Annotated in this window: 1 protein-coding gene (cut by both window edges); it reads right to left on the bottom strand. The window is 66.5% G+C overall.

This entire window lies inside a single protein-coding gene on the bottom strand: locus tag ACLMAJ_RS06260, encoding a LacI family DNA-binding transcriptional regulator. The 140205-nt coding sequence extends 75861 nt beyond the window's left edge and 46811 nt beyond its right edge, so the window shows coding positions 46812-64344 (codon 15604, partial, through codon 21448, complete); reading right to left, the first codon wholly in view occupies positions 17530-17532. The start codon and the stop codon both lie outside this window.

Genomic DNA, 17533 nt, shown 5'->3' with positions numbered 1-17533 from the left:
CCGGAACTGCTCGGCCGTGCATTTCCCCTGCCGCAGCCTCTGGTAGGCGTCGAGCAAGTCATGTTCCAGCGCGGTGAGCTGGCGCACCAGTTTGTCGTTGCGCTCGGCTTCCTCGACCCGGACCATCAGCTCGTAAGGCTGTTCGAGCGCCTCCACGAGCTCGTCGTCCAGCACCCGGTGCTCGGCGCGCAACGTGGCGGCTGCCTGCTGCATTTGCCGCGCGGTGACCACGTCTTCCTGACGGAACCCCTTGCCGAGCAAGGCTTTCAGGGCTCGGGCCTGCAACGTCCGCAACGTGGTCCGAGCAGCGGATTCCGGGTCCAACAGTTCCGCGGACATCGGATCGGCCCGCATCCGCGCCGCCGCCAGTTCGCACTGGCGGCGCAACAGGACCAGCGGCGGGCTGGACTCGGTCGAGTCCGCATCGTTCACGCGCCGCAGCGCGGCATCGGTGAGCAGTCCGGTGATCACGGTGCGGGTCGCGGTATCGAGGCCGCGCACTCGCGGCAGATGCATGCCAGCGGTCGCGGAGGCGTTGCGGCCGATACCGACTTGGACGGTCAGCAACGTCCCGGCCTGGTCGAGGACGGTGATCCGGTGGACCCCGCCGATGACCTCCACCGCTCCGAGCCAGGAGCCGGGATAGTTCAGCGCATCGTCGAGTAGCCGGGCAACCTCGGTCCGGGTGGATCGGCTGAGCTTGTCCAGCGCGTCCAGCGCCTCCTGCATCCGGGCCTGTGCGGCGGTCAGTGGCCTCGCGACCGATTGTCCGGTCGGTTTCCTCCTGTCGACCGGGCCACGGTCGGCGGGGGTCGTGTCGGATGCGGCGGCATCCGCCTCCACGGAGCGGCCATCACCGCCCGCGGGCCGGTCGATCAGGTCCGCTCGCCCGGCGATCCAGTGCTCTTCGCCGCGGGGGAACAGTCGGGAGGTGCGTCGGCTCCATTCCTCGACCGGTTCTCCGTGGCGATCGAATTCGATGGCGTCCACGCGGCCCACACCGTCGGCGGTGCGCGCCACCCACGCGTCCACCGCCTCGTCACCGACGATCCAGTTGTCTACCGCCTGCGGGTCGGCGGTGTCCAAGACCGCGATCTCGCCCACTCGGTTCTCGAGGACGGGGTAGGCGGCCGCCAATGCGTCGGTGACCTGCATGATGCCGATGGCGTGGTGGCCGACCTGACGGGCTTTCAACCTCCCCGCCTCTTTGACCGGCTGGACTACTTCGAGCACCCCCGCGACCATGCTCCGGTGGCCGAGGCGCACCACCCGCACCGCTATTTCCAGGCCCTCGGCGCCATACCCGTAGGGATCTTCGCGCCAACCGGCACGCAACGCGGTCGCGTATTCCTCATCGGTCTGACCGTCCATACCCGATTCGACGAGCACCGGCCGAATCTTGTTCGCGTGGGCACCCAACCTGATCTTGGCTGCCAGTTGCACGTGGGTGGCGCAGTCGTTGTCGGTGGCCTCCATCAGGTGCCTTGTCAGCGACTGGAGCACCGGTTTGGGCGTGAACGCTTCGTACTGCGACACCGTTCCGAAGTCGGGCAGGGTGTCCACGACCGGTTCGACCCGCAGTGGGGCAGCGACGCCATAGGCGCGGAACCGCTGACCGTCATAACTCACCCGCTTCAGGGTGATATCCAGGTTGCGTTGCAGCACAAACCGTTTGCGGGTGGGATGCCACAGCGCCATGGTTCCCGCCGGCACCCGGACGAACAGTTGATCCCCTTCCCGCAACCGATCCCCGGCGGCTTCCGCGATCTCCGCCGTCGTGTAACCGACCTCCCACAGCACGGCCTCCCGCATCAGCCACGGCTGGTCGGCTTCGAGGTCGTCACCCGCGCGCAATGGCAGCAGCAGGATCATGTCCCGCTCGAGCGGCTGCGCGGCGACCAGGCCATCGACGGCATTGATCATCGACAAGGCCGGATTGTCGGGTGCTCGCTGATCCGCTGCGGTGGAGAGCACCCCGTTCGGGACGGAGAAGCCGTTGGAGGCATCGGTGTTGCCGAAATCCCAGGCCGTGATGAGCTGACTCTTCTGGTGGGGGTCCATCGAGTCGAACTGTGATTCCCACACGCTGTCGGCGTAGTCCAGCGCATGCGCGGCGCTATCGAAAGACATTGCGCCCTGCGATATTTCGGCCAAACCGAGGGCGTGCTGGGCGTGCTCGGACAACTCGGCGTAGGTCGGGTTGTCGGCCATCGGCACGGCTTCGGTGGTGTCGAGGGCGCCGCCCGTTTCCCGCTCCAGGCGAGCCACACCGTCGGTGACCTCCGCTGCCGAGGCGTATCCGAGTCGTTCGGCGACCTTCCACACCCGCAGCCTGCTGCGCGGGTCGAGATCGACCGGTTCGTTCCGCAGTACCTTGACGGCCGCACTGCGATCCACACCGGCGAGCAGCGCGATATCGCGTTGGGCAGCCAGGCCGGCGTAACCGAGTGCGGCGGTCACCGGCTCGGGGGCGACGGTCGAGCTCTCGGCAACCGGCGGCTGGAATTGCGTCAGATCCAAGCCCAGGAACTGCTGGGTCAGGTCGAGCAACTTCTGGAACTCGTTGGGGTACTTCGTGTACCGCTGGAATCTCCGCAACGCGGCATCGACGTCGCCGACCTGCGAGTCGGCGGAATCCGGCCGCAGTTCGGCAAGCCCGAGTGTCTTCGTCAATTCCCGCCGCAACTCTTCGGCCGTGGCGTTGTGTGTTCGCGCGGAAGGCTCGGTGGCGATCCGGTATTCGTGTTCGATGTGCTGAGCGATCCACCGCGCCACCATCTCCGGCCGCCCCAGTGCGGCGAGACTGCTCCAGTCGCTGTGATCGAACTGCGCCAACTGCGTACCGACGATCCCGATCGCCCGCCGCAGCCGATCCTGGGTGAGCATCTGCGCGACAACACCGATCTGGTTGCCCAACGCCTGCGCCAGATTCCACGCCTGCGGGCTGCGTTGCTCCGCGGTGTCGGGGAATCGGTCCTCCGGGCGGGCACCGATCATGCGGCGCTGCGCCAACCCGACAGGCTGGCGGCCGTGCAACGGGATCTCCGGGTCGCGGGGGCCGTCGAAAACGATGGCGTCCACATCACCGACACCGACACCCGCCGCCTGCACCCACGCATCGATCGCGGGGGCACCGATGATCCAACGACCCTCGACCGCACCGGGATAGCCGTTGTCGTGAACGACGATGTCGCCCACCTCGACCCGGCCGCGCAGTTCCTGGTACTCCTCCCGCAACTGCTGCGTGACCCTGACCACCGCGAACGCATGATCACCGAACCGGCCGAGATTCATCACCCCGGCGATCGCGTGCTTACCATCACGAACTTCGGCCACCGCCGCGGCCAAACCCGCCACACCCACACCCAGCGGCTCGGCACGGAAATCCGCGTCCAGGCCCGCCGCGAATGCCACATCCGACATGCCCCGAGCGCGAAGGGTTTCGTCATTCACCGACGCCGGACGCATCCGCCCGGCGGCCGGACCCTCCAGCACCGCGTGAATCACGTTCTGCACCAACGCACCACAGATCTTCGGCCCGGTGCCCGCGAGATGGCCCGCTACGGCAGGCGGACGCTCGTAGTCGGCGACGTCGGCCACCGTCGGATCGACGACCGGCGACGGGATCGGGTCGGTCGCTGCCGCGGCGGCCAGCTGGGTGGTCAGATCCGCGTCGAGTTGCTCGAACTTTGTGATAGCGGAGTGGTATTCCGCGGCAGCGGTGATGAGCGACTCGAGCCGCACATAGGTCTGGGCGGCGGGTCGGGCGCGCTCAGGTAGCAGGTCCTGATCCAGCAACTCCGCAACCCGCTGGGTGGTCAGCTCTTCCCGAGCCAGACCGAGGTCCGTCAGGTCTTGGTCACCGAGGAGGGCATGCAGCTGGCGCAGGGCCGGTTCCTGGTGATCCGCACGCAAGACCGTGGGCAGCTGCGCGGGCTCGGCAAGATCATCCAACGACGACAGTTGGGCGTCTCGACCGAGACGGTAACGGAGTTCCCTGAGATCATCTCTGCCGGCGCTGGCCTGCCGCCACTCCACGATCAGTTGTTCCAGCTCGTTCGCAAGCTGAGCGAATCGATAGGCGGGTTCGACCAACGCGCGGTGCGCTTCGACGATCTCCAACATCCGCCCGAGGCTCCGGTGCCTGCGGACCGCTTCGAACTCGGTGCTGCCAGGACCGGTCGGCTCGGTGCGGGCGTGCAGTCGGCGCAGCGTGTCACGTCGGGTGAACGCCTGCGCCAAAGCGTCACGGTCCGCGGGGAACCGGGCCACATGTTCGCTGCGGGCGAGCAGGAACTGTTCGAACAGGACCCTGCTGTGCGCGGCGATCCGGCAGCGCAGGGTGACCATGCCCTCGATGTCGTGCAGCCTGCGACGATCGGCGACGAATACATCGATATCCCGCAACAGCGCGTCGACCGGGAGGGTCGCCGCGGTATCGGATCCGTCGAGCTGCCTGCGCATTTCGACCAGCTGTTCGCGTGCCCGCAGCAGGTCGGTCGGGTCAAGCCCCTGCGCGGGAGTTCGATCCGCCAGACCGCGCGCCAACCGGGTGATGGTGTCGGCATTCTCGTTGCGCAGCTGTGTCAGCTCGGGACCGATCTCCACCGGATAAGGCAGGTTCCGGGCCGTGACCTGGCCGAGAAGCCTATTGATCTCGAAGTAGCAGATTTGGATCTGGCGCTGCCGGTCCTGCTCCGCCTCGGCCGCTGTGATCAGCTGCCGCAAAGTCTCGAATCGCGTCGCGGACTCGAATTTCATTGTCGCCTCGACGGCGTCCAACGCATCCAGCTCCGAGTCCTGCGCCGGATCCGGACTCAGAACGGCCAGGTCCGATGGCGACAGCTGTGCCGGATCGAGGCCACCCAGCACCGATCGCAAGCGGTCGCTTACTTCGATGAGCTCACTGCGCCATTGCGCCACCGCCTGCTCCGATTGCAGGGGCTGCCAGCTGTTCCAACCGTTGTCCTGGAGCGAGATCGGCCCACCCCGGACATCCGCGGGCAGTGCGGTCACGGTGTTCTCGAGGTCCACCAGTTCCTGGTGAATACTCTCGATCCGGTTGGTGACGTCGACGGCCGATCCGAAGGAACCATCGGCGAGCAAGCCCTGTTCTCGCCACACGTACCCCTGGTGCAGCAGGCCTTCCAACACATCGAGCTGCGTCAGGCTGACACCGGAGGTCCGGGCCCGACCCGGCTCATTCTGGCGATGGAGTTCGACGGCCAGTCTTCGGCGGACCCGGTTCAGTTTTTCGATCTGCTCGGCCAGTGGCGCGGGCAGCACCGTTTCGACCGGCGCGACAGACGGCGCGGCGGCAGGCGCCCGGCCGCCCCGCGCTGGATCCAGCAGCCATCGCACCGATTCCCCTGGCTGCCACGCGTAGTCGACCATTATCTCGTCGTTCAGCGCCGAGGCTACGAAGTCGTCCGCGCCATCCACCGCGATCAGTCGGATCAACGGTTGACCCGGCGCTTCCGGGCCGGTGGCCAGGTGCTTGCGCGCTTCGATGAGGCTCGCGAGCTGCCGAGCCAGCCGGTGCGCGTCGGTGCCGTGCCAGGTCAGCACGGCGTTGTCCTCGACCCGGTGATCCCGCTCCAGCTGGTGTCCGACGGCCCGATGCAGACCGACTCGCAATGTCTCCGGCGTCGGCGCCTGATCGGACACGAAAACTGTTATCTCCATGGCAGTTTCGGTGTCACCGATCGCCACCGACGCGCACCCGGCCGCAGCACCGATCGGCAATTCGAGCGGATGCAGTACCTCGTGAGTGGTATTCGTCGCCCGGTCCAGGGTGTCCACCCAAGCGTCCAGGCTCGACTTCACCGCACTGCCTGGTTCCCGCAATTCGGCGAACTCGCGCTCCAGGCGCTCCTGGATCACCTGTGTCAGCAGCGTGCGCAGCACAGCCTCGGACCGGTGTTCGCCAACGACGCCGTCCGCTGCCGCGACCAGATCCGGCCGGGCTCTGGTGAACGCTGTGCGCTGCTCGGGAGTCCACTGCGCCCATCGCCGGGCTGCCTCGGGCACCGACAGCTCCGGATCCGCGATCAGCCGCTCGTTGGCCGACGCGAATTCCATTTCCGTGGAATCGGGTTCATCCTGCGAGTCGAACAGCTCCGGAAGTTCGTCGAGCCAATCGCCGCGGGTGGTCTGGAACTGGTGAACTTCCGCAGCCAACCGACCTTCGCGCCGTGCGGCGTCCACCACCGCGGCGCCCTCATCCTCGCCGACCAGCGTGACGTGCCGTGGGGTGGCGTCATGGTCGGGGTTGTCCTCGTGCCAGACCGCCGCGTCGGCGACGATCCGCCGGGCCACATCGTCACCGTCTACGCGCGCCTGGTCCACAGTGTGTGGCATTCGGCCTCGGACCGCGCGCTCCGCGTCCACTACCAACACCGCGAGCATCGCGGTCGGTGCGTCACCCTGACGTTCAGTGCCGAAGAGGTCCATGGCCTTTACGGCGGAACTTTCCAGCATCCCCCGGATCCGTGCGGTCATCGGCACGTGGACGATTCGGTTGGTCGCCTGCTGAGCACCGTAGCCGAGCACCGCCCGCCCCCTGGTGCGGTCGTCGAACGGACGCGGCAGCGACAACACCGACACCGACGGATTCCCGGCCAACCGCAGCGCCCGGCCTTCGGCTTGCACTACCGCGCGATGCACCTGATCGAGCTCGAAACGCAGCTCGCTATCGCCCGTACGTTCCGCCCAGGCCCGCAGCCGCGCCAACTCCGCCCGGTTCACCTCATCGCGCACCTGCCACGGAATACCTTCCGCCTCACCGATGACATCCGGATGCAGCATGATCAGCGCACGCTTCTCGGCATCGCCGCAGTCCAACCACAGCTTGCGGTTGACCAGCGCCTTCTCTCGCGCGTCGTCGAGGTCGGCGGAGGCAAGCATGTCCGACACATGCGCCAGCCCTGCCCGATCCAACACCCCGCGCACCAGCACTTCCGCCGGCGCGGACGGGTCGGCAACGGTGGCGGCGTCCTGCGCTACTCGCTGTGCGTCATCGAAGGCTCTATCCGCCTCGTCGAGCTCGACGTTCAACTCAGCCAATTCCCGCACGACGTCGAGGTGTTGGCGCAGCAGCTCCGCCACCTGGTCGATCTGTGGTCGGCGGTACTGGTTCTCGGGTGCGGCGCGCAGTTGCGTGAGCAGCTCGACAACCCCTGCCTCGGTGTTGAAGTCGTAGTCCGGGGCCACCACCAGACCGGCGAGTTCCATATCGATCCGGTGCAACAATGACCGCCGCACCACATGCTTTTCGTCGAACCTCAGCGCGAAAGCGTGCCGCATTGCCCGCTTCGATTCGGACATCGGATCGGAAGCTTGCCTCGTGGCGTCGAAAACTATTCCCCTTGTGGACAGCACTTTCGACTGTTGTTGCGGCGGGAAGTCATGGACGACGACACCGTTCCAGTCGATGACCACGAGGCGGCCGTCGTCGTTGGTGACCACATAGGTGTGTGCGTCCGGAAGGCCGTTTTCCCCGACAATCACATCGGTGACCACCACCAGACTGCCCGGTCCCAGGTCGGTCAGGAGCTGCGCCACGGCCGTGGCGTCAGCGAAAGCCCACTCCTCGGCCCCCAACGCGACGGACAGCTCGAGGGCCGTTGTCCCATCCCCATCTCGCTCCAGCAAGCGAATGTTCGGGTTACCGGTCAGCGCCTTGGCCACCATGGTCGCGGCGGGCATGCAGAAGCTGGGCATCGAGTCTGGGAGATCTTTGCGCCGGTAGGCCACAGCGTCGGAGATCTTCCGGTCCAGCCGTGCCACCAGCGCTTGCGCCTGTGACAGGGCGGCGGCGCGCGCTTCAAACTCGGCATCGCCGCTGCGCGTAGTCGCACCGTCGGCGCCCCAACCGAGTTCGGCGGTCCGGAGCTGGAAGTCGGACCAGTGGCGGTGGCAGTCCAGCACGGCCCGCAACCGTTGGGCGTTCAACTCGTGCAATCGGTCGAGTTCTTCGGTGAGCCGCTGGTGGTGTCGCAGCGCGGTCCACAGTTGGCGTTGCGGATCGGCCTCATCGAACGACGCGGTCTTCTCGAGCTCACGCAATGTGTGCGCCCGCACTGCCGGATCCGACAGATCCACCTGGCGACCGGCCAGTGCCGCTGCGGCTTCCGCTTCGGCCAACTTCTGTCCTCGGTCGAGCGAGATGAGATACATCAACCGGGTATCCGCGTGCCGCCGCCCCGGCGCCGGCAAGTTCTCCGATTGCGGAACAACGGGATTCGCGGCGTCGTTCGGATGCACCGGCGTACCGATGGAGTCGTATACGACCGCGTACATCCGGGTGTTGTCGAACTCCGCGCTGTAACTGGGTGAGCGGTAGTCGGTTTCGGCGCTGAACTCGGATACGTCACCGACATCTCGGGCGACCTTGACGAGGGTCTGGTCCTTGTTGGTCACCGTGTAGCGGATGCTGGAGCCGTCGGGTTGCCATTCGACAACCAGTGCCGACGCATTCGACCCGAGCCCGATCAGCGTCTCGGCCAGGGTTTTCGGCCCCGGCACCCGCAACAGTCTGCCCCGTGCATGTGTTTGCAGCGCTGTGTCGGGCAACGCCGCGATGGTCCCGTAGTCGCCGACATCTACCGCGTCGTAGCCGTAGAGGTCGGCGAGTGACTGCAAAGCGGCGGCTCCGTCCGCACCAGGCCACCAGCCCGCTATATCGGCCCGCGCGGGCAGCACACCGGGATCCTTCAGTACGGCGGCCAGCTTCTTCTCCAGCCCGCGGACCTGCGCAGCAGCCTCTCGCAAGGCGCTCGCCGCGTTTACCAGGTTCCGCAGCTGTTGTGCCGCGTCGAGGTCGCCGTCGCGCTGCAATCGGTCCGCCGCGGAGGTCATCCGCCGGCCCTGCCACCCGGTGTCGGGCACCTCGACACCCGCCTGTACGGCCAACTTCCGGGCCTCGGCGGCCCGCGCCACCCACGTCACCAACGCGGTGGTGTGCCGACTGCTCGCCACATCCAACCGATGACGAGCCTCGTCCGCGTAGCCGTAGCGGCGGACCTGGTCGATCAGCGCGGACCGGCTAGCGGCGTCGGGAACCTTGTCCGGCTCGGCCTCGAGCCGACGCAGCACCTCGTCCACCGGCAACTCGCCCGCGGCGAGTATCTCCACCGCGAAGCGATAGCTGCGCCGCAGATCGCCGAGTTCCGCACGAGCGGCCCGCCGTCGCCGAGTCAGATCCGCCACCCGCAACGCTTCCGGCGGCGCGCCGACCCTGCCGGCCAGGCCGATACTCGGCCGCTCGTCGAAATCGACTACCGCGTCAAGGTTTTCATCGAACTCGATGCCCTTGATCTCGGGGTTGCCACCGGCGGCAACCCGTTGCATCCAGGCTGCGATCGCCTCGTCGCCGACGATCCAGCCGCCGTTGCGGAGTGCTTCCGAGTCGGCGTTGTCGAACACCGCGACATCGCCTTCGCGCAGCTGTGGGTTGGCCGCGGCCAGCGCCTTGGTGACTCGCATGACGGCGAAGGCGTGCGCGCCGATGGCGCCGTGATCGATCACGCCCGCGACCGCGCCACGGTCACCGGCGCGCACCGCGTCACGATCTCCCACCGCAGCCAGCGCCGCTCGCAATCCCTGTGCGCCCCGACCGAATGGCCGCTCCCGCCAGCCGGCGGCCAGGCCACCGGCGAAGGACGCGTCGGTCATCCCGTCCAGTATGAGCTGACCGGTCAATCGTGCGGGATTGACCCGAGATCCCTTGTCGCCCAATAGCTGCTGGAATTTCAGCTGCACTTCGCGACCGCAGATCTTGGGGGGCGGACCGGACAGGTCCTGCGGCACTGCCACGAGCGTGGGTGCACCCAATCGTTCCGCGAAATCCGCTCCGAACCGGATGTTCTCGACCGGCTTTTCGGTCTCGATGCGGCCCGGCCGGCCGAGGTCGGTCGGCACCGAGGCCGGGTCGGCAGCGGTGACCGCCGCATCGGCCTCGGTCACCGTCAGCCCGACGTAGGCCACGCTGGTTCGGCCCCAGATGGTCAGGGTCCTGCTGCCCGGCACACCCGATATCGATACGTGCACGTCTCCGGAAACCGCGGTGGCGGTGGTGAGAAGGTAGCGATCGACCGCGTCCATCGCGGACTCGAGCGCGGGCGATGGCATCCAGTCCGAGATCAGTCGCCGGATGGCCTGCTCCAACGCCGCGACACGCTCCGGCCGACGAGCATCGAGCCGAGTGGACACCTCCGTCGTCGGCGGTTCGGAGACCACCATCCGCACACTCGCCTGGGCAATGCCACTATCGGCGAACAGGTTCACCCGGTACACCACGCGCCCGGATTCGTCGCGTTCGGTGCGTACTTCGTCGGTCAGGTGCAGTTCGGGGTCGGTGGCATCCAGCACCGCATCGATCGCGGATGCTACCGAAGCCCTCGTGTCGGTAGCGATTTCGGTGAGACCGGCAAGCAGCGCACGGGTTCCGTGGAAGTCGGCGGTGCTCGGCTGAGGCGGATCCAGGTGCGCCGAGTCGACCGGAGTGAAGATGCTGAACCAGAGCACCTTGCGGTACGGATCCTGCTCGCCGGGAGCGAGCGGATATCCACCGAGCCGATCCATCGTCTTGCGGACGACGAGCCGTCCCCGGTTCCGCTCCAGCGGCCGGTTCTCGGCAGTCGGCGCGGCGGGCGCTTCGCTTTCCTTCGACAGCAGACCATCTGCCAGCGACAGATCGAAGCCGGGTAACTGCTCGTCCGCCGAGAGATCACCGTCTGCCAGCGACAGATCGAAGCCCGGCAGCTGCTCATCGGCGTCAGGATCTTCGATCGACTCACCCAAGCTGGCCAGGAGCGCGTCGATCATCTCATCCGTGCTGGCGTCGTCGGCGTGCGCTTCCTGCTGGCGCTGCTCCGGCGTTTTCGCGGCGGCGGGCAGCGGCGGCGGGAAGTGGGTGCTGACATCGAGGACTTCCACCAGCACTCGTCCGGACGATCTGGTGTTCCCTGGTGTGTCGATCACGGTCGCGCGAATCAGCACCTGGCCTTCGGTGTGGTTCAACGCATTTCCGCCCCACTCGGACAGTGCCCGACGAGCGTCTTCGATCTTTTCCTCTGGAACCCCGTGTTGCTTCAAGAGCGCGACCAACCACGCCCGAGCCCTCGCGGCCTCGGCGTCCCGGACGTCGGCGCCGACTCCCAGGAGTAGTTGAGCGCGCTTGCGACGACGCGGATCCAGACCGACGGCGGGCCGCTCGAAGAACTCGATGCGGAATGTATCGCTGTCGGCTGTGGACTCGAGCTGCCATCGTTGTGCCGTCTCGGTCAATGCCTTGGTCGCCGCGATCGTCGACGCGTCGGACAGCGCGACGTCGGTGACGACGACGTCGACCGAGGCTTCCCGACCACCCGCAGTGCCCTGCACTCGCGGCCGGATCGTCACCCGCGCCTGCGTGGTATCGGCGAACACCGCGTCAACGACGGTCCCCACCAGCGCAACGGCGGCAGGTGGCTGCCGAGCGGAACCTTCGTCCACCGCTACCGACGGCGTCTCGGTGGCCTGCGGGTCGCTCCAGCCATACCAGTGCATCAAGGCGGCGCACTCGTCGAGCACCTGCTGCCGACTCTCTCGCCAAGCAGTGCGGCTCAACGCCCGCGGCGTAACCGCTTCGATCGCAAGCTCGGCAAACGCTTGACTGTTCGCCCGGTGGGATGCGGGCAGATCCTCATCGACAGTGAGCCCATCGAACGGCCGCATCGTCTCGGACTCGACCGTGGTGTCGGCGTCGCCGCGCCGCGCGAAAATACGTTCGTTAACCCACGATTCCTGAATCTGCGCGGCCACCAACTCGATTGCCAACGGCGCGGCCAGGTCGACGCCCGCGTCCCGCGCCGACAACGCGATCCGCAACGCGGTCCTGGCCTGGGTCGAGTACACCTGCTGGAAATGTTCTCCCAGGCCATCGAACGACACGTTCGCGATGTCGATCTGCGCGCTCTCCGGTGTGCCGCTCCGAATCTTCGAGCCGTCCGGCATCCGCCACTGCGGGGTATAAGTGTTTTCGGATTCGCGGAACTGCTCCCGGTAATCCTCGTGCGCCTGGGCGGCGATCTGAAGGCACACCTGGTTGAACTGCGCACCGAGCCCAAGGGTCTCGTCGTGCGCGGGCTGTTCGATGTCGGTGCGTTCGCCTTCGACTCGACCGACACTCCTGCTCAGCGCGTACGGATCCGTCAGCAGGCGCACCTGAGTGACGAAGGCTTGGACGGCTTGGTGCTCCAGTATCGCGATCCGGCGCGCCGACATTTTCGCGCCCGCGGCCACCACACCCAGGTCGCGCTGAAAAAGGAAGCGCTGCCACATCAACCATCGCTGCGCCGGGGGCAACTGACCGATCGCGGTCTGCAATATCTCTGGCGCGACACCGGTCAGTGGACCTGCCGGTCTACGGGCAGGCGTCGGCGCACTCGACGCGCTCGGGATCTGGCTCTCGGTTGCCCCGGCGGTGCGCAGGAAGGACGCCCACACCCGCTCGGTGAGCGCTTGCCGCTGCTCCTCTTCGGCCACCACCAAGCCGATCTGACTACCCAACCAGGAGTTGACTCGCCGTCCCTGCGGCAGCGTCCCGGCAAAGACAAGGTCGAAGACCCTTTCCCGCAGCCGGCCCGCCACCTCCTTGTCGTCCACCTCCGTTTTCAGCCACTCCAGCACCGCGGTGTCGTGGCTAGCGCGGAACTGGCGCATCGCATTCCGGTCTCCGCTTTGCGCGTCGCGCAACGTCGCCGCACGCTGGTCGCCGTTCTCGGGGGTCGCGGCGGCGGTGACACCGTCACCGACGGACGGTATCGGGCCGGGGTTCGGGTCGGCGTCGGCCTGCGTCATCAGCGACGTCGGCAGCATCGCGGCCATCAACCCGACAACGCCGGGCGGCTTGCGGCGCGGTTTGCCGGTCGGTGTCTCTTTCGCTTTCGGTGCCGGATCGTTGTTCGGGTGCTCGGCGCCGATCTCGACGACCGCGCTGTCTGCGAAGGCAGACATCATCTGCCGCATCTCGTCGAAATGTATTTGGCCGTAGGCAGCGAAAACAGCCCTTCCGGCCGCCATGTGTTCATCAATTTTCGTTGTGGCGACGTCTTCTCTGCGCGCCTGGCAGGCGGAGGCCACATTTCGCACCCTGGTCTCCGCGGCGTGCTCACCCATGTCCGTTGTCTCACGCAGTAGCCAATCCTCATCGGCTGCTCGGAAGGCACGGGGGAGCCCACGGTCGGGGTATTCGAGTGCCACCAGGCGATAGAATTCGGCGCGGGGATCGATGCCCTCGGGCAGGATGAATGCGTACATATCAATGGCCTCGTCCACGTGGCTGTTGATATGCGGGCGGAACCCTTCCTGTGCGCGTAGCCCTTGCGGGATCTGACGGAGGACGTAATACAGGAAGATGGCTTCTCTGTCGTGTCCACTTCGCATGAGGAAGTCGACCTGGCTCGCCCTGTCCTCCTCGAGGGACAGGGCTTCTATACCGAGTTCCTTGGCGATGAAGGCAAGCAGTGCTCGCTCGCCACCTGCACTGGCGATAGACGCTTCCAACGTTTTCCCCGGTGCGGGTACCCTGCCCTCGATCAGAATGACGCGCGGCAACTCGCTCGTCAGATCGGCCCATCGGCGCAGGAATTTCTCGAGCGCACGAGCATTGGGATCGGCCGGTTCACTGCGGTGCACGGTTCCTGCGAAGACGTTGTCTCCCGATAGCACAGCTTTGTGCGGATCCGAGTGATCCGCGTCCGGACCGACCACCCGGGATTGGCGTCCGGGAGCGCCGACCTCATGACCATCGTCGTGGACCGGAGTGGTCTCGGGCCGCGCTTCGGGAGCTACTCGGTCATTTGCCGGACTCTGTTCTGCATCAAGGAGTTTGGACAGTGCTTGTACCGCACGGTTGTGCACCCCTCGCATCGCTGAATCGGTGCGACCGCCGGTTTCGGCGACGATCTGCGGGATCGTCAGGTCCCACAGGTATCGGAGCTCGAGGCACACCCGCTGCTGCGGGCTCTTGATCCGTCGGATGATGGCCTGTAGCGCTTCGAGCTTTCCGGTGTCACCACGTGCGGCGGCGTCCAGCGCGGCATCGAAGGCGGCCTTGACCTTCGGCAACGCGGGCCCATCCTGCACCGGCGGTGGTGCGGACGGCCGCTGTGCGGGTTCGTGATCTTCCCGAGCTGTCGGCGGCTGTTGCGGCGAAGCTGTCCGCGCTGCGGAGCCGTCGAGTTCATCTGCGGGAACCGGGGTATCACCGTCGCCGACACCGTCGGGTAGTTCTCCGGCGGCACGCGCGTTGACTGGCGCGGGCACACCTACCGGGTCGGCCGCAGGAATGATTCCGCGAACGCCACGTCCGTTACCGGAGTCCACATTCCAGTCGACCAAATCCAGAATGACATCGAAAATCCGTGCACCGTCGCCGGTTTCGACCGACATCCGCCCGTCGAGCACCATCGCGACGAGTGCCTCATCCACCTCGGCCACCGCGGCGATGCTCGGGACCTGTCGCCGGATCGTGCGGAACCCCTCGGGCAGGTCGCGGTAGTTCAGCGCAAGCGCCGAGGCCAGCGTGCGACGGTGCGACGGGTCGTGCACCGGCCTACGCCAGGACACCACCTCTCGCACCGTCTCGGAGGAGACCCCGGCGGCGGAGGCCACTTCGGACGTCGATGCCTGCGGATTCGGCTCGCTCGCCGCCGCCGGATCCACCGCCACCGTCGAGGGCAATTCCAACCCGTGCCGCTCGGCTGCCGCGCGAACCCGATCGGCGATTTCCTCAGGCACCGCAATGCCTTTGATCACACTCAGCACCGTCCGGGCGGACACACCGGCATCCACCGCCACCGCGCGCCACAGCGGCAGCCGCGGTTCGGCATCGCCGGGCAACGCGCCGATGGGGCCGGTCGGGGCAGCCCCTGCCACGCGTTCGGGGCCCTCGACGAACCGATCTTGCACCTGCCCGTCGTCCTTGACAACAATGCCGAGAACCTTGGTGACGCCGATGTCCCTGCGGGCTCGCAACCACCGTGCCACTTGGACCTCGCCGGTCCAGGTCAGCTCCTGTCCATTGACCATCTCGCGCACCACGAGCTGGCCCTTTTCATTCAATTTCACGCCGAACGCGTGTGCTCCCGCGTCGCCGAACTGCATCGCACCGGCCACCGCGCCACCGTTGTGGTACACGTGGTCGAGCACCGCGGCCAAACCAGCTGCGCCCTGACCGAATTCGGCCTCCCGCCATTCCGCGCCCAATGCCCGCGCCATGGCTTCCTCATCCACGCCTTGCAGATCGATCATCGGGTTGTCCGCCATACCGGGCGCAGCCATCGGCCGACCGGTGACTGTCTCGACGAACTCCCGCACGAACCGCACCACCGCGGGGGCACAGTTCATCGGCCCACCCCGCAGTAACTCCGGAACCTGCCCGGGCACCGGTGTCACGTAGGCCGCCACGTCCGGTTCTGCCTGCGTGGTCGGCAGTTCGCGCAGGTGAGCGAGGTCGCCGAAGCGGCGGCTCAACCATGCCGACTGACTGTTGGTGTGCAGGACGACACCCGGAATCTCCGGGCCGGTGACCGTGGCGATCTGCTCCGCATTCGTCGATTCACCAGTGGAATCGGGAGATTCGTACCTCACGTCCCCATCCACGGCCGCCTCGGCCGCCCCGATTCCGGTCAGCGCCGCCAAACCGGTGTCCAGCTCGGCCGCCAGCCTGTTCAGCTCTGCCCGGAGTGCGACGCCTTCGACCGCGAAGGCCAGCATTTCGTCGAAACCGTGTAGCTTCTCAACCGCTTTGAGCAGCGGGTCCTCCGCTGGGCGCTGCCCATCGCGCACCTCATCGCGCAGCGCGAACAGCAGTTGACGCACTTGGTCGCTGGTGATGTTGTCCGACGACATTGCTGTGAAGCCAACGGCTGCGACTACATCCGGCAAGTCCTGCCGAGCCTGTTCACGCAACGGATGCAAACGCTGTGGCTTTCCCTTGACCGCCACCATCTCGGACAGGGTCGTCGAGGTCACCGAGCTAAGGCCGGACAGCCGATTCTCAACGCTCCAAAGTCTGGTCGCGACCCGATAGTGTTCTGCGGCAAAATCTTTCAAAACCGCAACCCGAGCGGTCAGCTGCTCCAGTCGCGCACCAGCTCGGTTCAACTCCAGCAGTCCAGGCGCCGGCGGGGCAACGTCCTGCCCGGACTGTGCACGGTGTTCTCGTTGGATGTCACCGAAGCGGACCGCCGCTACCGCGTGCCTGGCCCGTGCCCGGCGGACGGCCGCTTCGGCGGCGTCGACACGCCGTACGCGCTCGTCGGCGACGATCATGCTTTCCAGCCGATCGATCGCTATGGCGAGCCGTTCGCACTCCCGCACGACGGCACGCTGCTCGAGATCGACGTCCTCGCTGACGTACCGGAGATCCCGGAGCCGCTCCAGGGTCACCTGCGCCGGCTCTATCTCGAGCAATGTCGCCGTCGCCGCGACAGCGTCTCGATGCAACGGCCGCAGCCGCGCGAGTTCACTGTGGGCGTTCTCGACATCGACCGGCAACGAAGACGGGCCGGTCAAGCCTTCACGAGCGGAGTTACGGCTGATGATCGCGTCACGGCCGAATCTGGACAACTCAGCGCCGAGCACGTCATTGTCCTCGACGCTATCGACGGTCGGCGAGTTCTCGATAGCCGTCGCAAGCAATTCATCCAACATCCGGTTGGCGCGCAGTCGGCGCGCATCCCGGTCGATCTGCTTTTCCTCGGTTTCGAGCAACAACCGCGCATCAGCGAACTGAATTGCCCACCCGGCTATTTCATGAGCCCTGCGCTGTTGCTGGTCCAACTCGGCCTGGTCTTCGGCCGACCGGACATATCCGGATGCCAGCTCGACCAACTCCGCATCGGATAGCTCCCGCGCATCCTTGCCCGAGCGCGCCCGCAGCTGCTCTCGCGCTTCCTCTTGTATCTCGCGCCAGCGCCGCACGTTCTGCTCACCCTGTCGTGCGGCCCCAAAGCTCACCAGATACTTCTCGCTGATGTCGATGGATCGTCCGTGAATGCCCATGAACGGCCATGCGATGGCCTCGGCTTCGACTTCCTGAACCTCTTGCGCCAACTCGTCGAGCGCAGCAGCCTGGGTGGCCAGGTGCTGGAATTCCTCGACGGTCAGCACGCCCTGTTCGGATCGTATGGCCGCCTCGTACAGCACGTCCTCGAGCGTGCGAATCCGCTGGGCCCGCAGCTCGAGCAGGTGGATGCGTTCGATCTTTTCGACCGCTCGATACTGCGCGACGAAGAGGCCTTCGGCAGCTGCCAACTGCTTGGACTTGTCCTGCTGCGCGTTCAGATTCCCGATATGCCGTTCGATCTCCAGCTCACCGATCAACTGTTGCGGCGAAATCTTCATCATCGCGGCCAAAAGGTTACGGCGACGATCGAGTTGGGAATAGAAGCTCGCCCACGCCGTGGATCCGAACCGCAAGAGTTCCGGAACGTCCACATCGTGTTCAGGTCTGGAATATTCATCGATGAACTGAATGCGCAGC

Source organism: Nocardia arseniciresistens (assembly GCF_046764875.1).
In the GTDB taxonomy this organism is placed as follows: Bacteria; Actinomycetota; Actinomycetes; order Mycobacteriales; family Mycobacteriaceae; genus Nocardia; species Nocardia arseniciresistens.
Note: the sequence above shows the minus strand (reverse complement) of the source record. Positions and strands in the feature narration are given on the sequence as shown.